The sequence below is a fragment of the Aeromonas sp. 75A genome, assembly GCF_051919425.1.
Taxonomy (GTDB): Bacteria; Pseudomonadota; Gammaproteobacteria; order Enterobacterales; family Aeromonadaceae; genus Aeromonas; species Aeromonas veronii.
The window spans coordinates 1,630,974-1,652,390 of the sequence record NZ_JBQBES010000002.1 but is presented as its reverse complement, the minus strand read 5'-3'; the positions used below and the strand labels follow the sequence as shown (position 1 = coordinate 1,652,390).

The 21,417-nt window shown below is 58.1% G+C and carries 18 protein-coding genes and 1 pseudogene; 18 read left to right on the top strand and 1 reads right to left on the bottom strand.

What is annotated here, in order from left to right:
* Positions 1-204 precede the first annotated feature (204 nt).
* On the top strand, positions 205-2,133 hold the full coding sequence (locus tag ACTG2T_RS07550) for an EAL domain-containing protein (RefSeq protein WP_042081406.1): 1,929 nt from the start codon (positions 205-207) through the stop codon (positions 2,131-2,133).
* Between the two features lie 76 nt (positions 2,134-2,209).
* On the opposite strand, the gene ACTG2T_RS07545 is transcribed toward ACTG2T_RS07550, so the two are convergent.
* A complete protein-coding gene (locus tag ACTG2T_RS07545; RefSeq protein WP_439973823.1) occupies positions 2,210-3,133 on the bottom strand; it encodes a 1-aminocyclopropane-1-carboxylate deaminase/D-cysteine desulfhydrase in 924 nt (307 codons plus the stop codon).
* 86 nt (positions 3,134-3,219) lie between these two features.
* Between ACTG2T_RS07545 and ACTG2T_RS07540 the strand changes: the two genes are divergently transcribed.
* From ACTG2T_RS07540 to ACTG2T_RS07460, 17 genes and pseudogenes are all read left to right on the top strand, one after another.
* Positions 3,220-4,083, top strand: a complete 864-nt coding sequence (locus tag ACTG2T_RS07540; RefSeq protein ID WP_026035092.1) for a hypothetical protein — start codon at positions 3,220-3,222, stop codon at positions 4,081-4,083.
* Entirely contained in the window at positions 4,083-4,676 is a 594-nt protein-coding gene (locus ACTG2T_RS07535) for a PilN domain-containing protein (protein ID WP_005348605.1), read from the top strand. Before ACTG2T_RS07540 ends, ACTG2T_RS07535 begins: the two co-directional genes overlap by 1 nt.
* Positions 4,676-5,323, top strand: a complete 648-nt coding sequence (locus tag ACTG2T_RS07530) for an MSHA biogenesis protein MshJ (RefSeq protein ID WP_330125397.1) — start codon at positions 4,676-4,678, stop codon at positions 5,321-5,323. Before ACTG2T_RS07535 ends, ACTG2T_RS07530 begins: the two co-directional genes overlap by 1 nt.
* Positions 5,316-5,645: a SctD/MshK family protein gene (locus tag ACTG2T_RS07525; RefSeq protein WP_005342886.1), complete on the top strand. Its 330-nt coding sequence runs from the start codon at positions 5,316-5,318 to the stop codon at positions 5,643-5,645. Before ACTG2T_RS07530 ends, ACTG2T_RS07525 begins: the two co-directional genes overlap by 8 nt.
* A gap of 70 nt (positions 5,646-5,715) precedes the next feature.
* Positions 5,716-7,392, top strand: a complete 1,677-nt coding sequence (gene mshL, locus ACTG2T_RS07520; RefSeq protein WP_330125398.1) for a pilus (MSHA type) biogenesis protein MshL — start codon at positions 5,716-5,718, stop codon at positions 7,390-7,392.
* 92 nt (positions 7,393-7,484) lie between these two features.
* Positions 7,485-8,374, top strand: a pseudogene (locus ACTG2T_RS07515) (ExeA family protein).
* On the top strand, positions 8,371-9,450 hold the full coding sequence (locus ACTG2T_RS07510) for a tetratricopeptide repeat protein (RefSeq protein ID WP_330125399.1): 1,080 nt from the start codon (positions 8,371-8,373) through the stop codon (positions 9,448-9,450). The pseudogene ACTG2T_RS07515 and the gene ACTG2T_RS07510 overlap by 4 nt, the downstream one beginning before the upstream one ends.
* 74 nt (positions 9,451-9,524) lie before the next feature.
* Positions 9,525-11,234 (top strand): MSHA fimbrial ATPase MshE, encoded by a 1,710-nt coding sequence (gene mshE, locus ACTG2T_RS07505; RefSeq protein WP_201943988.1) that lies wholly within the window; start codon positions 9,525-9,527, stop codon positions 11,232-11,234.
* Positions 11,235-11,237: 3 nt separating this feature from the next.
* A complete protein-coding gene (locus ACTG2T_RS07500; RefSeq protein WP_111900319.1) occupies positions 11,238-12,458 on the top strand; it encodes a type II secretion system F family protein in 1,221 nt (406 codons plus the stop codon).
* A gap of 88 nt (positions 12,459-12,546) precedes the next feature.
* A complete protein-coding gene (locus ACTG2T_RS07495; protein WP_270905497.1) occupies positions 12,547-13,008 on the top strand; it encodes a hypothetical protein in 462 nt (153 codons plus the stop codon).
* A gap of 77 nt (positions 13,009-13,085) precedes the next feature.
* A complete protein-coding gene (locus tag ACTG2T_RS07490; protein ID WP_005348617.1) occupies positions 13,086-13,757 on the top strand; it encodes a prepilin-type N-terminal cleavage/methylation domain-containing protein in 672 nt (223 codons plus the stop codon).
* Positions 13,758-13,771: 14 nt separating this feature from the next.
* A complete protein-coding gene (locus tag ACTG2T_RS07485) occupies positions 13,772-14,212 on the top strand; it encodes a prepilin-type N-terminal cleavage/methylation domain-containing protein (RefSeq protein WP_005348618.1) in 441 nt (146 codons plus the stop codon).
* A 47-nt stretch (positions 14,213-14,259) separates the two neighbouring features.
* Complete coding sequence (locus ACTG2T_RS07480) at positions 14,260-14,760, top strand: prepilin-type N-terminal cleavage/methylation domain-containing protein (RefSeq protein WP_330125400.1); 501 nt, start codon at positions 14,260-14,262, stop codon at positions 14,758-14,760.
* The gene (locus ACTG2T_RS07475; protein WP_330125401.1) at positions 14,747-15,307 is read left to right on the top strand and encodes a prepilin-type N-terminal cleavage/methylation domain-containing protein; all 561 of its coding nucleotides are present in this window, start codon (positions 14,747-14,749) and stop codon (positions 15,305-15,307) included. The genes ACTG2T_RS07480 and ACTG2T_RS07475 overlap by 14 nt, the downstream gene beginning before the upstream one ends.
* The gene (locus tag ACTG2T_RS07470) at positions 15,307-16,236 is read left to right on the top strand and encodes a type II secretion system protein (protein ID WP_330125402.1); all 930 of its coding nucleotides are present in this window, start codon (positions 15,307-15,309) and stop codon (positions 16,234-16,236) included. The genes ACTG2T_RS07475 and ACTG2T_RS07470 overlap by 1 nt, the downstream gene beginning before the upstream one ends.
* A gap of 37 nt (positions 16,237-16,273) precedes the next feature.
* Positions 16,274-16,699, top strand: coding sequence for an MSHA biogenesis protein MshP (locus tag ACTG2T_RS07465; RefSeq protein WP_330125403.1), 426 nt, complete (start codon positions 16,274-16,276; stop codon positions 16,697-16,699).
* 137 nt (positions 16,700-16,836) lie between these two features.
* Positions 16,837-21,261: a DUF6701 domain-containing protein gene (locus ACTG2T_RS07460; protein ID WP_439973779.1), complete on the top strand. Its 4,425-nt coding sequence runs from the start codon at positions 16,837-16,839 to the stop codon at positions 21,259-21,261.
* Positions 21,262-21,417: the final 156 nt, after the last annotated feature.

Sequence of the window (21,417 nt, the reverse complement as noted above, 5' to 3'; positions counted from 1 at the left end):
TGGTCCCCTTTGAGGGACCATTTTTCTGTCTGTCATCCCGCCCTTTCCCGCGTCTGTAGCCCGTCATCCTTGGTATTCTCCCTCTGCTTTGGGTTATGCTTGCCCGCTTAAATTGCAGAAGCGGGATCTTCATCCATAGCTGTGGCCCGATCGCCGCTGCTACCATGAGGCGACATGGATGATGCTGGGCATACGGAAAGGCGCATGAAACTCACTACACAGCTTGTCTCATTTATCACCCTTTGCGTGATCGCAGCCATGGCGACCGTGCTGATTGGCGGGGTGTTCAGCTTTCGCGAGCTGGGCATGGAGTTGCAGCAAAAGAAGGTCGATGCGCTGGTCGAAGTGATCGACAAGCAGCTCGATGTTGCTCACGACATGGAAGATATGAGCCACTGGCTGCCCACTCTGCTGCGGGCTGCCCATGTGGTGGAGCTGGAGGTGCGCCAGAATAACCAGCGGGTCTACTGGTTCCGCGATGTGCGCAATCCGGTCGACGAGCAGTTGCTGGTGCCATATAGCCACCCGCTGCCCCATCAGGCCGGTATGCAGGCCAACTTCAAACTGGAGCGCCCCTTCAAGGAGGCGGAATACTCCATCAAGGCGATGTCCGGCATCTCGCTGGGCATCTTTATCGTGGTGTTCGGTCTCTGGTACTCCATCCGCTGGCTGCGCCAGCAGCTGCGCGGGGCCGAGCTGCTGGGCATTCGCGCCCAGCTGATCCTCGATGACAAGCTCTCCAAACTGAGTCATGACCCCGCTGAAGAGTGGCCGGTGGCCGCCAGTCAGGCCCTCGATCATCTGCTCGCCGAGCTGGCGGATGCCCGCAAGGAGCGCAGCCGCTTCGACAACTTCATTCGCAGTAACGCCTTCGTCGACAAGATGACCGGCATCGGCAACCGGCTGTTTTTCGACAACCGGCTGGAGAGCGCCATCATGGAGGCGAGTGTGATGAGCGGCGGCGTGCTGCTGATCGATCTCGCCTGTCTGGAGGAGCTGGAGGCCGATCAGTTCGAGCTGCTGGGGCACGATTTGATGATGGAGGCGAGCGCCACCATAGGTGCCTTCGTGCGCAAGCATAACGGCGCCCTGCAGGCCCGCTACGCCGGTCAGGTTTTTGCGGTGTTGCTGCCCAATATGTCCGAGAGCGAGATGGTGGATAGCGCCAGCCAGCTGCTCAAGAGCCTGCAACGGCTGCATTGGCCGCAGGAGGTCAATCCCGAGACGGCGGTCTATCTCGGCGCCGTCTGTTATCAGGCACAAGACAGCCTGCTCAAGGTGCAGGAGGAAGCTGAGCTGGCCCTCAAGAGCGCCCGTCTGCAGGGGCACAACGGTTGGTTCCTCTACGAGAAGCAGCTGGATGAGGAGCAGAGCAGCAAGGGCACGGTACGCTGGCGCACCCTGATCAGCCGCCGTCTCGAAGAGCACGGCATCGAATTTTACACCCAGCCGATCCAGCAGGATCGGGGGCAGGTGGTGTTGCAGCAGGAGCTGCTCACCTATCTGCACGACGAGCAGGGGCGGGCTTTGCAGGCGGGTATTTTCATGCCGATGGCGGAGAAGGTGGGCCTGTTACTGCAACTGGATCGGCTGGTGGCGGAGCAGACCCTAGCCCTGCTGCGCCAGCGCTCCGAGCAGAGCTGCCCCATCAGCCTGACCCTCAGTGCCCAGAGCCTGCTCAACCGCGAGTTCCAGCGCTGGCTCTTCTTCGCCCTGTTCCAGCTGCCGCGCAGCACCAACGAGCGGTTGATCCTGCAACTCTCCGAATCCCAGGTGACCCGCCACTTCGAGGCGCTCAAGCGGCCGCTGCGCTCTTTGCGGATGCTGGGTTGCCAGCTGGCCATCGATCATGCCGGTCAGGATGTGGTGAGCACCCAATACATCAAGGAGTTCGAGATCAACTTCCTCAAGCTGCACCCCAGCCTGGTGCGGGAGATCCATGCCCGTCAGGTCAACCAGATGGCGGTACGCAGTCTGGTAGGAGGTTGTGCCAATACCCGCACCCGGGTGCTGGCAGTGGGGGTGGAGAGTGGCGATGAGTGGAAGATGCTGCGCCACCTCGGGGTGCATGCCGGGCAGGGGCCCTGGTTTGCCGAGCCTCAGCGTCTGGTGCTGGAACCGGCTGGTGATTGAGATAAACAACAGAGGGTCGCCTTGGGGCGACCCTCTGTTGTTTGCGATGCTGTTTGCGGTTGCCTTCAGGCGGGGGTCACAGTCGCCCCTGCTCCCGCAGCCCGGCGAGCCCTTGCATGCCGCCAGTGTGGATAAAGACAATCTTGCTGCCGGGGGCGATACGGCCCGCCACCAGCTCGCGAAACAGCCCCCACATCGCCTTGCCGCTGTAGATAGGCTCAAGGGGCAGATCGGCCGTGGCGCTGAAATCCTGCACCCACTGCCAGAGAGCCGGGCTGAATTTGGCGTAGCCACCATCGTGGTGATCGAGCGCGATGCGCCAACCGGGGATGCTGGCTGCCGCGGGATGGAGGCGACACACCTCGTCAGCGATAAAGCCGCCTCCTTTCAGTACCGCAATGGCGAGGATCTGCTCCCGATCCCGTTTGCCAGCGATCAGGCCCGCCAGAGTGCCGCCGCTGGCGCAGGGCAGTACCCAGAGATCTGGCGAGAAGGGCACTTCGCCTACCAGTTCCGCCACCCCGGGGATGGCCAGCGGGCTGCTACCCCCTTCCGGCACGATCAGGGTATCGGGTGCATCGAATTGGGCCAGCCAGTCGGGATCCTGCCGTCGCCGGTAACTCTGGCGGTCGACAAAAACGAGATCCATGCCCCAGCGCCGGGCATCCCGCAGGGTAGAGTTACTGACGGCGTCATATTCGCCCCGTATGATACCGGTAGTACGAAGGCCAGATTGGCACCCCGCTGCCGCCAGCGCGTGGATATGATTGGAGTAGGCGCCGCCAAACGAGAGCAGGTGCCGTTTGCCATGCTCTTTGGCATGCAGCAGGTGGTACTTGAGCTTGCGCCACTTGTTGCCGGAGATGGCCGGATGGATCAGATCATCCCGCTTGCACCACAGCTCGACACCATAGCGGGTCAGCAACGGATGGTGGAGGCGTTGCAGGGGGAAGGGAGGATGGCTTGACCCTCTGACTCGGCGGAAAGGCTGGCTTGCAATGGTGAGTCCGTCTTTTAATCTGGAGGCTAATCTGCTGTTTATGTTAATATTTCATACATTTAATCACTATTGATGGGCGGGCTTACATGAAACAACTGTTCAGACGGTCGACGCCAAGCCGCCAGGTCGGGCTCTTGCTGGCCAATGACAGGATCATGCTGGCTGCGGTGGGCAATCCCCCCGTCTTCGCGACGCGCACCATCAACGGTCCACAGGAGTGGGCTGTGGCCATGAACGAGCTGTTCAGCCGTCATGGGCTGGCCAAGTCTACGGTGCGGGTGGCCCTCGCCGCCAGCCTTTATCAACAGATCCAGATCGACAAGCCTGCCGTGCCTGACGCCGAGATGGCGGGAGCGCTCCCCTGGGCTATCAAGGATTATGTCAGCGAACCCGTGCTGCAACTGGCGATGGATTATGTGGACTTGCCCACCCCGCCTGCCGGTCGCCCGCGCATCAATGTGATCTGCTTGCCCAAGAGCCGGGTGCAGCAGCTGGCCGATGCCATCAACGGCATCGCTACCCTGCAATCCATCATCAGCGACGAATTGGCGCTCACCTCTCTCTATGACGCGGATGACACGGTGCGCATGCTGCTGTGGCAGCCCAAGGGGCAGGATCTGCAACTGCTGGTCTTCCATCAGGGCGGGCTCTGCTTCTCCCGCCAGCTGCGCGGTTTCACCAGCCTGACTGGCGAACATGAGCCGGACAGTATGCTGCTCGATTCACTGGCGCTGGAGATCCAGCGCTCCCTCGACTATCTGGCGGGCCAGCTGAAATTGCCCGAGCTGGGGCAGATGCAGTTTGCCGTCGCCTCGCCCTTTATCGGTACCCTGGTGCGCCACATGGAGCAGACCTTCGGCTTTGCCGTCTCCGCCATGGCCAACAAGGCGGTCCTGGCCGGCGTCGAATACCTCTCGGCCTACGCCGCCGCCATCGGGGAGGATGCGTGATGAAACGTCAGATAAACCTCTATGGCGCCGAGTTTCGCCCCAAGCGGCAGTGGGCCAGCCTCAATCAGATGGCGCTGGTATGGGGCTTTGCGCTGCTGCTGATCCTGTTGACGGGTGTCGGTTACAGCTGGCAGCAGCAGCAGGTCAGCCGGGCGCTGGCGCAGCGCTCTGCCGAGCTGGAACTCAAGCGCAGCGAGGCGCAGCGGCTCGATGCCGAGCTGGCGCGCCATCAGGCAGATCCCAGGCTGCAACAGCAACTGGTCAACAAGCAGGATGAGCTGACGGCCAAGCAGGGGCTGATGCGCCAATTGGGCAGCCTGACCCTGCAAAAATCCCAGGGCTATGCCAGCGTGATGGCGGATCTTTCCCGCATTCGCAACAGCAACCTCTCGTTGCAGCGCATCGAGATCAACGAAGGGCGGATCAACCTCTCCGGCTTTGCTGGCCGCAGTCAGGATGTGCCGGCCTGGGTCAACCGCTTCAAGCAGACCCCGAGTCTGGTAGGCAAGGAGTTTGGTGAACTGACCCTCGGCCGTGACAAGGAGGGTCGTTTGACCTTCCAGTTGAGCGGCATTGCGCGGGAGAAACCCTGATGAACCTGAAAGCACAATGGCAGGCATGGGGCCAGCGTATCGCCCTGTTGAGCCAGCGGGAGCGGGTGTTGATCCTGCTGACTGGTCTGGTGCTGCTGGGCGCGGCCGGACTCTACGGCTGGCTCGATGGTGCAGATACCCGTCTGCAACAGGATCGCATGGCCCTGAGCGCCGCCGAGCGCGACCTCGAGATCATGGAGCTGGAAAACCTCGGCAAACAGGCCCGGCTCAAGCGGGATCCCAATCAGGGAGTTCGCGACCAGCTGGCGCAGGTCGAAGCGGATCTGGCCCGGATCGACGATGAGCTGAAGGCCCAGACCGTCGATCTGATCCCGGCGCACGAGATGCCGCTGGTGCTGGAGGCGCTGCTCTCCCGCTCCGCCAATCTCCATATGCTGGCCCTCAGTTCGCTGGAGCCTACCCCGCTGATGGCGGGGGAGCAGAAGGTCAATCTCTACAAGCAGGGTATCCGGCTTCAGCTTGAAGGCGGCTATTTCGATGTGTATCAATATCTTAAAGCGCTGGAAGCCTTGCCGCGACACTTTTACTGGAAGCAGTTCGACTATCAGGTCAAAGCCTATCCCGGCGCGGTGGTGGAGATGGAGATCTACACCCTGAGTACCAGCAAGGAGTTTATCCGTGGCTAGAGTGTTTGCGTTGTGCTGTTGCCTGTTCAGCTTGCTGGTACAGGCGGAGCAGGTCGAGGTATTGCAGGATCCCACCGCGCCGCTGGCTGATGTGGCGGTTGGCGCCCGTGCGACCGGCGAGAGCAGTGCCGGTTTGCCGAAGCTGCAGAGTGTCGTCTTGGGCAATGGCCCGGCACTGGCGGTACTCAATGGCAAGAGTTATCGGGTCGGGCAACAGGTGGACGGCTATACGCTGGTGGCCATCAATGCCGATGCCGTGGTGCTGGAAAAGGCGGGAAAACGCCATGCGGTAACACTGTTTGCCAGCAAGATCCGGGTTTGAGTCGTGCTTGCCTCTCGAGAGGTGAATCGGCTTTATCGAGTTTAATTGCAAGTCAGGGTGCCCTAATTACATGAAAAAACACCGTCTCTGTCTGATCACCGTGGCCATGATGGCTGCAGGCTGTACCACGTATCAGCACCCCGAGCCGACCCAGGCGAAGGATGCCCTCAAACAGGCCATGAACGAACAGCAGAAACAGGCTGCCCCTCTGACCGCGTTGCCCAAATCGGTGCAAAGTGAATTGCTGCAGCTGAACCGGCCGCAGATGCCGGTCGGCATGCCGGAGAAGCGGCTGCGTATCGCGGCTCACGACGTGGAGGCGGTGGAGTTTTTCGGTGCCCTGTTCAAGGGCTCCCGCTACAGCGTGGCGGTTCACCCCGGGGTGGCCGGGCTGGTCTCCGTCGAGCTCAAGGATGTGACTCTGCCAGAGGTGCTGGCGGTGGTGGGCGACATGTACGGCTTCGACGTGCAGCGCAAGGGCAATGTCTTCCATATCTATCCGGCGGGTCTGCGTACCGAGACCATCCCGGTCAACTACCTGATGATGTCCCGTCGTGGTCTCTCCCGCACCTCGGTCAGCACCGGCGGGGTGACCGCCAATGACAGCAACAACGGCAACAGCGACAGCAGTTTTGACAGTGCGTCGAACAACAACAGCGGCAGCAACAGCTCAACCAGCAACAACTCGAGCGGTGGCAACAACAACGGCACCCGTATCGAAACCGACACCAACAGCGACTACTGGACCGATCTGCGCGACTCCCTGCAGACCCTGATTGGCACGGGTGACGGTCGCGCCGTGATCACCAGCCCGCAGGCGGGTCTGGTCACCATCCGCGCCTACCCGAAAGAGCTCAAGGCGGTGCGTGAATTCCTGACTCAGTCCGAGAGTCACCTCAAGCGGCAGGTGGTGCTGGAGGCGCGGATCATCGAAGTTGCCCTCAATGAAGGGTATGAACAGGGGGTGGACTGGAGCGGTCTCTCCGCCAGCTGGGATGGCAACAAGGGGATTACCGGTGGCCAGTCGCTTGCCAATACTCAACTGCCCAGCACCCCCAACCAGATTTTCAGTGCGCTGGGGGGCGGTGCAGGCTTCAAGATCTCTGATGGCAACTTCAATGTGGCGGTCAACCTGCTCAAGACCCAGGGCGATGTGAATACCCTCTCCAGTCCCCGTGTCACCGCGACCAACAACCAGAAAGCGGTGATCAAGGTGGGGACGGACGAGTATTACGTCACCAATGCGTCCACCACCATTACCACTACCTCGACGGGCACAGACAAGACACCTAACGTGGAGCTGACCCCCTTCTTCTCCGGTATCGCACTGGACGTAACGCCGCAGATCGATGAAGAGGGGAAGGTGCTGCTGCATATTCATCCCTCGGTTATCGATACCGAAGAGCAAAACAAGGTGATCGACATGGGTACCTCGGGTGGCAAGTTGCAACTGCCGCTCGCCAAGAGCTCGATCCGCGAATCCGATACCGTGGTGCAGGCCAATAACGGTGACATCATCGTTATCGGCGGCCTGATGAAGACCGACAAGCAGGAGATCGTCAGCAAGGTGCCGCTGCTGGGGGATATTCCCTGGGTGGGTGAAGCCTTTACCAACCGCCGCGAGAGCACCAAGAAGGTGGAGCTGGTGATCATGCTCAAACCGACCGTGGTGGAGAAAGATACCTGGCAAAACGAGCTGCAACGCTCCTCCGAGCTGCTCGACAAGTGGTATCCGGCCAAGGGCTGACCCATGACACCAGATGCGGTCACCCTTATCCCGAACGGCCTGTGCTGCCTTGCCAGCACAGGCTGCTTGCTTGTCGTGGCAGGTGAGATCTCATGTACCTGACCCACTTCGGCCTGCAGGAGGCACCGTTCAGCCTCACTCCCAATACCGGCTTCTACTACGGCCTGCCGCCTCACGAAGAGGCGCTGCAGGTGCTCAACTGGGCGCTGGCGCAGGGGGAGGGCTTTATCAAGGTGACCGGCGAGGTGGGTACCGGCAAGACCCTGCTCTGCCGCAAGTTGCTCAGCGAGCTGGGTTCGGAAGCGCGTCCGGTGCGGCTTGCCTGGTTGCCCAATCCCCATCTCACTCCGGCCGAGCTGCGCATCGCGCTGGCGCTGGAGTTGGGGTTGGCGGTACAGGATCAGAGCGAGCTGGATCTGACCGATCGTATCCATCGTCACCTGATCAGCCTGCACCAGCAGGGCAGCAGGGTGGTGGTGCTGATCGACGAGGCGCAAGCGCTGCCGGACGAGACGCTGGAGGCGATCCGCCTGTTCGGCAATCTCGAGACCGAATCGAGCAAGCTGCTGCAGATCGTGCTGTTCGGCCAGCCGGAGCTGGATACCAGACTGGCCAAGCCGCATCTGCGCCATTGCGCCAGCGGATTGGCTTCTCCTACTGCCTGCGGCCGCTGCGTTTTGACGAGACTCGCGCCTATCTGGAGCACAGATTGCAGGTCTCCGGTTACCGCGGGGCACCGCTGTTTGCTGGTCGCGCCATGCGTCTGTTGTGGCGCGCATCGCGAGGGATCCCGAGACTTATCAATATCCTGGCGCAGAAGTGCCTGATGCTGGCCTATGGTCAGGGTGTGCGTCAGGTCGATAGCCGTCTGGTACGGCTCGCCATTCGCGATACCGACGATGCCAGCCGCTTTGCGCCACGGCGCTGGTGGCCCCTGTTACTGTTGCTGGGGTGCGCCCTGGCTTATGGAGTCTGGCCATGAGCGTTATCAACCAGATGCTGAAAGATCTGGATCGGCGCCAGCAAGGATCCGAAGGTGCTGCCGTCTATATTGCCCCTGCGCGCCAGCAGGGATGGTGGATGTTGCTGCTGACCCTGATCTGCGGTCTGGCACTGGGGATCCTCGGTTGGCGAACCTGGATCTACTGGCAGCAGACCCATACCGTGACGGCTGCCATTGAAGTGCTAGCTCCCGATGTGGTGGCAAGGGCCGCCGCACCAGTCAGCCCGCCCGAGCCGGTCGAGGTGGCGGCAGCACTGCCGCTGCCAAGTCAGGATGAGGTGAATGATGAGGCAGGCGAGAGTGACTCGGATGGCATGGCCGACGGTGCGCCCTTTGATGCCTCCAGCGAGGTCGATGAGCGGACCCCTAGCGATGAAGAGCTGCAGCCCGAGCTCTACGCCGAACTGGCGGCAGAGCAGCAGGCCGTCGCCAGCGCGCCTCGCAAACCGAGCGTATTGAAGATCGAGACGGTGGAGCTGTCGGCCAAGGAGCTGGCGGCGCTGGCGGAGCGCAAGGCGACTACCGCCATGGCCAAGGGAAGCCTGCGGGATGCGCAGGACAACTACTATCAGGTGCTGGCCCACGATCCCTACAATCAGGGGGCGCGCGAGCAGCTGGCGGGGCTGCTCTACGGCGAGGGCCGTCTGACCGAGGCGCGTCAGCTGCTGGAGGAGGGGATCCGGCTCGATCCCCAGCAGGCCGATTTTCGTCTGCTACTGGCCCGCCTTGCCATCAGCGAGGGGCAGCAGCAGCAGGCGCTTGGCTGGCTGTCCGGCTATCAGCCGGATCTCGCCAGCAACATGGACTACTACGCCACCTGGGCCGGACTGACTCAGGAGCTGGGCCAGAATGCCGATGCTGCGGCGCTCTATGTGAAGCTGCTGCGTCAGCAGCCGGATCAGGGCCGCTGGTGGCTTGGCCTCGGCGTGGCCGAGGATGGTCAGGGTCACAGCCAGCGGGCGCTCGATGCCTATCGCAACGCCCTGCTGCACGGCAATCTCGGCGAGGCATCGACCAACTGGCTGGAACAACGAATTGGCCAACTAACCCCTTGATAAACCGCAGGTTCGATTAGCGAAGCGGAATCGGATGCGGCAACGGGTGTGAAGTAACAGAGATCGGAGCAAACATGGCACAACCCAGACTGAAAATGCGCCTCGGCGACCTGCTGGTACAAGAGCAGATCATCTCTGATGATCAGCTGCAGCTTGCCCTGCAGCAGCAGCGTCAGACCGGCCGCAAGCTGGGCACCACTCTCATCGACCTCGGCTTTATCAGCGAGGTGCAGCTGTTGCAGTTCCTCGCCCGCCAGCTGGATGTGCCCTTCTTCGATCTCAACAACCTGACCATCGACGCCGCCGCGGTGCCGCTGCTGCCCGAAGTGCAGGCGCGTCGCTATCGGGCGCTGGCGGTCAACCTTACCGACGACAAGGTGACGGTGGCCATGTCGGATCCGGCCGATCTGAGCGCACTGGATGCCGTCGCCGCCCTGCTCAGCCCGCGCATCATGGTGCTGGCGGTGGCGCGGGAAGGGCAGCTGCTGGAGTATTTCGACCGCCTCTATCGCCGGACCCGCGAGATTGAGAGTTTCGCCGAACAGCTGCAAGAGGAGTATCAGGACTCCGGCTTCGAGCTGGGCTCCAGCAATCTGGGAGCCAATGACGAGGGGGAGGCGACGGTGGCCAAGCTGCTGCGCTCCTTGTTTGAGGATGCGGTGCAGGTGGGGGCGTCGGATATTCACATCGAGCCAGACGAGAAGGTGCTGCGCATTCGCCAGCGGATCGACGGCATCCTCCACGAGAACATCCTCAACGAGGTGCGCATCGCCCAGGCGCTGGTGCTGCGCCTCAAGCTGGTGGCGGGGCTCGATATCTCCGAGAAGCGCTTGCCGCAGGATGGCCGTTTCAACATGAAGGTGCGCGGTCGCGATGTGGATGTGCGGATGTCCACCATGCCGGTGCAGTATGGCGAGTCTGTGGTGATGCGTCTGCTGGATCAATCCTCTGGCATCCTGTCGCTGACCGAGACCGGCATGCCGCCTGAGATCCTGACCCGTTTCCGTCGCCAGCTCAAACGGCCACACGGGATGATCCTGGTGACCGGCCCGACCGGTAGCGGCAAGACCACCACCCTCTATGGCGCGCTCTCCGAGCTCAACCAGTCCAGCAACAAGATCATCACGGTAGAAGACCCGGTGGAGTATCGTCTCTCCCGCGTCAATCAGGTGCAGGTCAACCCCAAGATCGGCCTCACCTTCTCCAACGTGCTGCGCTCCACCCTGCGTCAGGATCCGGACATCCTGCTGGTGGGTGAGATGCGGGACAACGAAACGGTAGAGATCGGCTTGCGTGGCGCCATCACCGGTCACCTGGTGCTGACCACCTTGCACACCAACGATGCGGTGACCAGTGCCCTGCGCCTGATCGACATGGGGGCGCCCGGCTATCTGGTGGCGAGCGCCCTGCGGGCGGTGGTCGCCCAGCGGCTGGTGCGGCGGGTATGTGAGCACTGCGTCGAGGAGAGGGCGCCCGACGAAGGGCAGGCCACCTGGCTCACCGTGCTCTCCGGCGAGGCGCCTGGCCAGCATACCTATCACAAGGGCCGGGGTTGCCAGAGCTGCAACTTTACCGGTTATTCCGGCCGGATCGGGGTCTACGAGCTGCTGGAGCTGGATCAGCCGATGATGGATGCCCTGCGCCGCAACGATGCGGAAGGGTTCGCCAAAGCGGCCCGGCAACATGAACACTACCGGCCGCTGGCCCTCACTGCCCTCGATTATGCCCGTCAGGGGATCACCTCGGTGGATGAGGTGCTGCGACTGGCCGAGGATTTGGGGTAAGCGATGGCTAACTTTGCCTACAAGGGGCGTGACAGCCAGGGCAACGCCACCAGTGGCGTGGTCGAAGCGGCCAACGAGATGGCGGCCGCCGAACAGCTGATGCGCCGTGGCGTGATGCCCACCGAGCTCAAACCGGGCAAGGCCAAATCCGCTGCCATCGACTGGTCACTGTTGCTGGAAGGGGGCGTCAAGCTGGATGAGCTGGTGATCTTCAGCCGCCAGATGTATGCCCTGACCCGGGCGGGGATCCCGATCCTGCGTGCCATCGCCGGGCTGGAGGAGAGCACTCACAGCAAGCCGCTCAAGCGGGCGCTTCACTCGCTGGGGGAAGATCTCGGCAACGGTCGCCCGCTGTCGAGCTCGATGCAGGCGCACCCCAAGGTATTCAGCAGCCTGTTCGTCGCCATCATCCATGTGGGTGAGAACACAGGTCAGCTGGAAGAGTCCTTTTTGCAGCTCGCCAACTATTTCGAGCTGGAGCTGGAGACTCGCAAGCGGATCAAGACCGCGATGCGCTACCCCAGCTTCGTGATGATCGCCATCGGTATCGCCATGGTGATCCTCAATATCATGGTGATCCCGGTGTTTGCCGGCATGTTCGCCAAATTCGGGGTGGAGTTGCCGCTGGCGACCCGCATTCTGCTCGCCACCTCGCACTTTTTTGTCAACTACTGGTGGCTGCTGCTCGCTATTCTGGCGGGGATGGTGTTCGGTTGGCGCCGCTGGGTCGCCACCACCAAGGGCAAGCTGACCTGGCACCGCTGGCAGCTCAAGTTGCCGATCGTCGGCACCATCATAGAGCGCTCCCTGCTGGCCCGTTTTGCCCGCAGTTTTTCCATGATGCTCAAGGCCGGGGTGCCGCTGAACACGGCGTTGACCCTGGTGGCCGATGCAGTAGATAACGCCTGGATGGCGGGGCGGGTACGGGATATGCGCGCCGGTATCGAGCGGGGCGAGAGCCTGCTGCGCACTGCCAGCAGCAGCGGCCTGTTTACCCCGCTGGTGATGCAGATGATCGCCGTGGGGGAGGAGACAGGTCAGGTCGATGACCTGCTGCACGAAGCGGCCGAGTATTACGAGCGGGAGGTGGATTATGACCTCAAGAGTCTCACCGCCCGCATCGAGCCGATCCTGATCGGGATCGTGGCGGTGATGGTGCTGATCCTGGCACTCGGGATCTTTACGCCAATGTGGGACATGATGCGCGCAGTTCGCGGCAAGTAATCTTGCTGGAACTTGATATCTTCACGCCTGGGTGGTGGGACATGATGCAAGCCGTAAGAGGCAAGTGAGCGGTGGAGTCGAGGGCTGGATGAGCAGACAGACGCAGCAGGATGATCGCTGGCTGACCGGATATCGGCGGATCGCCGTGATCATCCTGCTGATGGTGATCGTGGCGACCCTGGTGCGCAGCTATCAGGGCCACCGGGAAGAGGCGCAGCAGCTCACCCTCACCCTGCTGGGGGAGCAATTTGCCGAGCGGGCACAGCGTTTGCACGGCATTTGGCTCGATGAGCGGCGCCCGCAGACACTGCATGTCGCCGGTAAGGGGTGGCAGTTTGATGCCCGAGGGTGGCCCCTGGGGCTGGTGCCGCTGCAATCTCCTTCGGAAAATTGCCGTCAGTTGTGGCTGGCACTGATGGGTGAGACGAAGGGGGGCGTGCCTCCCCTGCAGGTTCTGGCCCGTCCCGATGGCAGTGGTTGCGAGATGGGGTGGGATGGTTATTGGCTGGTTTATCAGTTTTCTGACGGGCGGGTGATGAAAAAGCCTTGAATGAAACTAATCATATGACCCAACTACATGATTTTTTTGGGCCTGCATGAAATAATGCGGTGCATTACGGAGGGAGCATGACAATGAAACCAATGGCACCAACAATGCCGGAAAACGGGATGAGAAGACGGTCTGCCGGCTTTTCCCTCATTGAGCTGGTGATCGTTATCGTGATCCTGGGGATCCTGGCGGTGACTGCACTGCCGCGCTTTCTTGATGTGACTGACGAAGCGAAGAAGGCCAGCGTGGAAGGGGTCTCTGGCGGTTTTGCTACCGGCGTTTCACTGGTGCGGGCGCAATGGGAGGCGGAAGGTCGCGCCAAACAGGACAGCCTCAACACTGTGCTCTATGACGGTAGTCGCTTCTATCTGACCACTCCGACCGATACCCAGATCAGTAACGGCGAGCTGTCGCCCGGCTATCCGATGGATACCGTTGCAAGCGGTAATCCCGATGTGGATCCGGCTAATCTGACCGCCGAACGTTGTCTCAATATTTGGGAGGGGTTACTGCAAAACCCGCCCAAGGCTACGGCCAGCTTCAATGAAGTGCGCGGTAGCGGCAATGACCTGAAATACTATGCCACAGTAAGCAGTAATGGACTGGATTCGGTCTGCCGTTACTATTTGGTCAATAGTTTGAGTAAGGGCAGTGATGGCAAGTATCAGGATCCGCAAGGCAAGACTGATGCATTTATGAGTTTCAGTTACCGCCCGGCATCCGGTCAGGTGACCACAAATATTAATTAACAGAGGAAAGTGAAATGAAAAAACAGGCGGGTTTTACCCTGATCGAACTGGTTATCGTGATCATCATTCTGGGTATTCTGGCGGTCACCGCTGCACCCAAGTTCCTGAATCTGCAGGATGATGCTCGTAAGTCTGCTGCACAAGGCGTACAAGCTGCCCTGCAAAGTGCTTCTGCGCTGGTTTATAGCAAAGCTGTTCTGAATGGCTATGAGACCAGTGCTGGGCCGATCTCTATGGCCGCTCCAATCGATAAAGTTGCTGTAGCATATGGCTATCCAACTGCAGCCACAATCAGCGAGGCGGTGGCGCTGGATGGTTGGAAAGTTTCTGGGGCTGTAGCAGCTAACACCATAACTTTTGCTCCAAGCGGTAAAGGTGACAGCTGTTCTGTTACCTACAAGGAAGTTACCGTTTCTAACGGTACACCGACCATCAGTTTGGTTGGCTGTAAGTAATTGGATGATGGAAAGGGTAGGAGTCAATTCCTACCCTTTCTATTGACATGTTAGAGTCAAGGCATAAGGGTTTTACCCTCATTGAACTGGTACTGGTGATCCTGTTACTCGGGATTCTGGCCGCCTTTGCCGTGCCCAAATGGCTGGGCAAAGGCGGCTTTGAAACTCAAACCGTGCGTGACGAGCTGCTGACCCGCCTGCGGCTGGTACAGACCGTCAATATGCATGAGCCAGCCAACCGTTGTACCCAGCTGGTGGTTGCCTCTCCCCGTTTTGCCCACCGTACTTATGCGGCGTGTCCCGCCAACGATGACCTGGATACCAGTAGTGGCTGGACTCCCCAGTTGGAGACCCGTGGTCGACTGGTTACGCCCTCTGCCGGTATCTCCATCTCCCTAGATAACAACAACCGCTTCGTGCTGCGCTTCGATCAGATGGGGAGACCGCTAGGCAACTGTGCTACCGGTTGTACCTTGCTGGTGAGTGATGGCCGCGAAATCAGCCGTATCAAGATTGAATCCGAGGGGTTTATTCATGAGATCCCTTAAGTGCGGTTTTACGCTGATTGAGCTGATCGTTGGCATAGTGCTGCTGGCGGTGGCCTTGACTGGTATTTTGGGGTTGCTTATCAATCAGGCGCCGCAGGCGGTAGACCCGGTGCAGCAGGTACGAGCCGCCCAGCTGGCCCAGCGGCTGGCCAGCGAGATCTTGCAAAAGTCGTTTGATGAAAAGTCGGATCATAATGGTGGTCGTTATCGTTGTGGTGAGCAGGTGGCAGGGGTGACCATTTCTCCCTGCTCCACCAGTTATGGCCCGGATGGCGAGCCCGCATCCTATGCCTATAACGATGTGGATGATTTCGATACCGCAGGTAACTGGGTGGATGCCAACACATTGACCCAAACTGAGGCGGGAGTCAGCAGCGAGGAGTATCGCAACTATCAGGTGAAAATTGCGGTGAGTGGAGCCGATTTCAGCGACGGCACCTTCAGGAGTTGTGCCGCCCCCTGTTCTGTGGGCAAGCGTATTGATCTGCAGATCAAGCTACCGGATCAGAGCGTGCTTGACTTCTCCTTCTACCGGGGGAACTACTGATGGATCGCTCCGCTGTCGAGTGTTGCCTGTCTGCCAGAATATTCGCACTCTTAGCCAATTCCGGCGTTCGACTACGCCTACCGGCTAATCGAACCTACCGCAAACCTCGGGATAACAGTGGCTTTACCCTGGTCGAGCTGGTGATGGTCATCCTGCTGCTCGGGATAATGGCGACCTTTACCAGCCAGTTTATCGGTATCGGTACCCAGATTTATGGCGATGCCAGCAGTCGTGAGCAGCTGATGAGCGATGCCCGCTTCGCCATGGAGCGGCTTAACCGCGAACTGCGCGATGCGGTGCCGGGCTCGGAGCGGATCGAGACGACTGGCGGGACATGGGACGACACCGGTGCCTGTTTGCGGTTCTGGCCCATCAGCACCTCGAGCCGCTATCTGGCACTTAACCGCGCCATGTCGGGGAGCACGGCCACCCTTGAGCTGGTGATGGCGACCCCGGCTTCTGCTGCCAATCCGCTGGATGTGGATGCCACCGCCGTTAAAAAAGACGATCAGCTGATTGTATTCCCCGTGCCGGACAAAAATGTCGGTTCGCTTACTGCAGGCTGCGATTATGGCCGCTGCGTAGCCAAGGTCACGGATGTGCTGACGCCCGTATCCGGAGCGCAAATCATCCGCTATACCAGCACCGAGAGTCTGACTGGCCTCTCTCCAGGCAGCCGGGTCTACTTTGCCAACCAGCAGGTTCGCTACTGTGTGGAAGGAAACACGCTGACCCGTGCCACAGCCCCCATTGGAGCATCCTTACCTGCACAGGGCGTGTTGATGGCGGATTCCCTTCGTATTGGCACCTTCTATCGGGAAACCTCGGCGTTTAACGCCGAAGGGGAGTTTGGCATGCGCTTTGTCTTCGAGCGCAAGGGGGAGTCGGTCACCTTCAACCACAAGATAGAGGTGTTCAATGTGCCCTGATCCACAGGCTTTCGGACGGATGCGAGGCAGTGCCTTGATGATCGCCCTGTTTGTGATTGTGGTGATGGCACTGCTGGCGGCTGCCATGGGCCGTTTTCTGGTCGATAGCGGCGAGAAAAATACGGTGGAGGTGCGCAGCGTGCGTGCCCTGCTGGCCGCCCAGAGCGGGCTGGAAGTAGCGCTCTATCGGTTGTTCCCCAAGCGCACGCTTGCCCAACCGACCCCCCCAGCGGTCTGCCTGGCAAGCAGCCCACTGAGCTTTGCCAGCACTCCCGGACTGACCAACTGTCAGGCTGTGGTTCGTTGCGCCACGGTGCTGGTGACCTACAACGGATCTGTGACCAATGGCTATCGTCTCGAGAGTGTCGGAACCTGTGGCAGCTCGGACCTTAACAGTGCCAACCCGGATTTTGCCGTGAGCCGAACCCTGATGGTCGAAGCTTATGATGGAGGAGCGCCATGAATCGTGATGGCGATGATGTCGGTTGTGTTAGTCACTTCTGGCTGGAGTGGTTATCGCTGTTTCAGTGCAAGTCATTCGCCTGCACTTTGTACTGACGATCGATATTGCGGCAGATGATACAAGTGGAGAGGAAAGTGATGGATTTTAAATGGCTGGTTGGTTTATTACTTTTCTGCGGTACAGCTGTGGCGCAACAATATAATTTATCCATCAATCAATACCCACCATGTAATACAACATGGCAAAAGTCAGGAAATGTTTACACCTGTACTGGTGGTAATGGTCAGGTAACATTAAACGACGGTGATGTGATTGTCGCTAGTCAAGATTCAACGATGAGTGCAGATGCCGGGATTTCTCTCACGAATAACAAGATTGGCAGTGCCTCAAGTAGAATAAACCTTAAGGCTAGTTTTGGTGGAATTGTATCCCAAGGATATCAAAACACCATATATGGTGATGTTTTAGCTGGTAGCTCAAATATTACACTGAACAATATCTACTTATACGGAAGTATTACTACCAGTGGGAATGTGTCACTAAACTCTGGAGTTGTTCAGGGAAATATCACCAGTAGTAGTAACTCTGTCAGTGTGACTAATGTGCAGTTATCAGGAGATATCAGTGCAAATAGTTCGTTGACGATATCTGGCGGAACTTATAGTGGTAATATTACCATGCGCTCAAATAATCCAGTGACGTTCAACTCAGTTAATATGACTAGTGGAAGTGTCTCTGGGGCTAGCTCTTTTAATGCAACAGGTAGCCAACTGGGATCTCAGGGAAGTCCTGTCATTATCTCGACCACATCAAATAATATCACTGTTACCAATTCTACGGTTTATGGCAATCTGACTGCTGCAACAAATAATGCCGGTGGGGTGGTGAATGTCAACAATAGCTCTGTGACCGGTACTTGCCTACCAGTGTCAAATCCGGTAAATGCTTGTGTCCCGGCACCTGTTGCCTTGTATCAGCTTGAAGAGAGTAAGTGGACTGGTGTTGCAGGAGAAGTCAAAAACGCTGTTGCTGATGTGCTACATGGTCGCGCCATGAGGGGCGCGAAAACCAATACTGTGTCGCCTGCATTACCTGCAAACGCGAATAATCTTGGCACTTGTGGTTATGGTGAGTTTACTGGCAGCAGTAATCAATATATTGAAGTGCCACATGACGCTCGCCTGTCATTTTTAAATCAGTTAACTGTTTCTGCTTGGGTATATCCGGTAAGTCTGCCATCGGCTGGAAATTTGTATTCTATCGTGTCAAAAGATGGCAACTATGAGTTTCATCTAGATAGTCAAGGCAGAGTGTTCTGGTATGGGGAAAGAAGTTCTGGCGTGAACCAGACACTGACAACAAACACCAGAATACCGTTAAATACATGGTCCCATATAGTCATTCGCTATGATGCAATGGCTGCTAACAATCAACGTCAAAAAATATATATCAATGGCGTCGCTGATACGGTTAAAGGTAATGATGCAAACTCATTAAGAACAAATACACAAAATTTGGAGATTGGCCGAGATTATATCGATAGTCGCAGCTTTAATGGACGAATTGATGAGGTTGCTATTTATGGTTTGGCCTTGTCTGACTCTCAGATAGCTGAGTTATATAGTCAACGTCATCCCTGTGGTGGCTCGACATTGATTTGTGAGACCGATAACTTCTCCCAGCCGCTCGGTGATAGGTGGGCCGTCAAGCAGAGTGCTGGCGGATTTATACCATCCATTACGGCAGACCGACGTTTACGGATGACTCAAGCCAGCACGGGACAAGCAACCTCCGCGACTTATCAGCGGTTATTTCCTGCTGCTGGCAATCTGGTGACGCTGACATTTAATCACTACGTCTATGGTGGCACGAGCACTGGTGCAGATGGCATGACAGTTGTGCTTTCTGACGCGTCGGTGACGCCACAGCCAGGTGCTGCTGGGGGGCCTTTGGGTTATGGCCATTATCAACCGAGTAACTCACCTGGATTTGCTGGTGGTTGGCTCGGATTTGGTTTGGATGAATATGGCAACTTCTCATCCTTTGGGGGGGGGGGAAGTGTGGGCTATCGCCCGCAATCGGTTGTCGTGCGTGGCTCGGGATCCAATTTTTCCGGATATAACTATCTGCGAGGCACCTGTAATAACGGAACTACCAATGTTAATACCAGTTGCTTGAGTCCAAAGGTAGATGGTAACGGTAGCGCCAACCATCGTTACCGTCTGACGATTGATTCACGAACCAGTGGGCGAGCGATGGTCAAAGTAGAGCGTGATACGGGAAACGGGTTTATCTCTCTTATCGATTCGTTTGATGCGCTGGATCCTGCATTGGGCCAAAGTCCATTACCGCAAGACTTTTATGTGTCATTGACAGGTTCTACAGGTGCCCTGACCAATATTCACGAACTCGATAACGTAGAAATATGTGCGCTGAAATCAAGAGAGGTAGGCGTTCAGGTAGATCATTTCGAGTTGCAGTACTCGGGTCAACCTCTGACCTGCAATCCGGAAGAGATCACTATCAAGGCGTGTGCAAATCCAGATTGCAGTCTGCTGATTACCGAACAAGTTGCTGTTTCCTTGTTGCCACAGAGTCTCCAGGATGGTGGTTGGTACCCATTGTCTGGTGCCAACAATGTGAATGGCAATACGGTGACCTTTACCGGTGGAACGGGCAAAGTTTTGTTGCGTAACAATACTCAGACCCAAGTTACGTTGGGCGTGAACAATTCCGTTCCTGCTGTCAAACCACTGAGTGAAACCTTGTGCAAGGCCGGGGCGGGGACTCCCAGTACCGCAGCCTGTACCCTGAACTTTGCCGATAGCGGCTTCTTCTTTGATGTGCCTGATACTTATTCCAACCAGCCTCAGGATGTGACTATCAGTGCGGTCAAAAAAGACGACATTACCAAGCAATGTGTGCCCGGATTTACCGGCGTGAGGTCTGTCGGCTTTTGGGGAACGTACAACAATCCAAATACCAATAGCTTTGGTAGCAAGATCTCCATCGATGGCAACACCATTGCAACTTATGCCGGCAGTGTTTCTTCACCAACACCAACCACCCTCAACCTGACTTTTGATAATCAGGGTAAAGCGACCTTGAAAAAAGTGACCTACCCGGATGCGGGTCAGATGAAGCTTTCAGCCAGTCATAATGGCAGTGGTGAGACGGCGGGTCTGGTGATGACGGGGTCCGACACGTTTGTGGCACGTCCTGTCGGCTTGTGTATAACCCCTCCGCAAGGGGTCTGCGCGGCAGGTGATAGCAGTTGTCCGGTATTCAAAAAAGCAGGGGAAACGTTCCAGGTGGATATCAAGGCGATGGCCTGGGAGTCGGCCAATGATGGGGATATCTGCGCTGGGAACCTGACTACGCCTAACTTTGCTTTGACTAACATCGCTCTTGCAACTCAACTGGTTGCCCCGATTCCCGGGCAAAATGCGCAGGTCGGTACAGCGAGCTATAACCACTCTAATGGGATGGGCATCAACAATATCAATAAGGTCACCCAGTCAGTCAGCGAGGTGGGTGTGTTCCGGATGACGGCGACGCCACCAGCCAATGGCTACTTCAATTACACCATCCCATCAGCCCAGAGCCAGCCGGTGGGGCGTTTTATTCCTGCCGACTTCAATCTGGTGAGTGGCGACATAGTGCCGGCCTGCAATGCGTTCTCCTATATGGGGCAACCCTTTGGTGTCATGCTGGATGTGCTGGCTCGTAATACGACGGGTGTACAGACCCGCAACTATACTGGGCCCTTTGCCAAGGGCGAAGCCTATCTCTCGGTTGCAAATGATAAGGATGGTAAATCCCTGTCGAGCCGCTTGCGCAGTCTGCAGCCGCTGCCATGGCTCGATGGCCGTGCGGCCTTGACTACCGGTAGCAGCGAGTTTGTGCGCCTCTCTGGCACGCAACCGGATGGTCCCTACAAGTCTTTGTTGTTTGGTCTGTATATGAGGGATAACGATGGCGACAGAACGCTGATTGCCAGCCCGAATTTCAATGATGCCGTGGTAGGTAACTGCAGTGGCAGCGGCTGTAATGCCCGTCAGATAGACAGTGTACCTATGAAAGCCTATTTTGGCCGCCTGCAGGCTGGTACGGCGGCCGGTCTGGCCTCGGCGCCGCTGGCCATTCCACTGCAGATGCAATATTACGAAGGAGGCAACTGGCTGCAAAACAAGGAAGATCAATGTACCCAGCTCTCTTTGGCCAATCAGGGGTTCACTTTCCTCAATCCGAGTCACACCTTTGATGCGGCGACTCGCGAGCTGAATCTGGGGGCGGGTCGCAAGATCAAGCTGGGGTTGGGCAGTTCTGCACCAGGTGGGGATGCTGCACTGGCGAAAGATGGGGAGATCTTGTTCCACTTTGCCAAGCCGGACATCTCGGTGCGCATCCCCTACAAGGTCGAATTGGCAAAACAGCCGTCGCAGCCCCTCTGGTTGTCTGACCCAACGAGTGCCAATGACGGCAACCTGCAAGGTGAGGCCATTTTCGGCTCCAGCCGGGGTAATGACAGAATTATTTATCGGCGCGAAGTATTGCAGTAAATGATGTGAAAGGGGGGCTGGCTCAACAGCATCCCCCTAAATCCTTGTTTATTAGTGTTTGCAAGCGTGTGCGAGTGAGTGATGACTCGCATTTTTGTCGCGCCTGATTGATTGGCGACAGTTTGAGCGCTTGCCCATTGGGGTGGGCATTGGTAA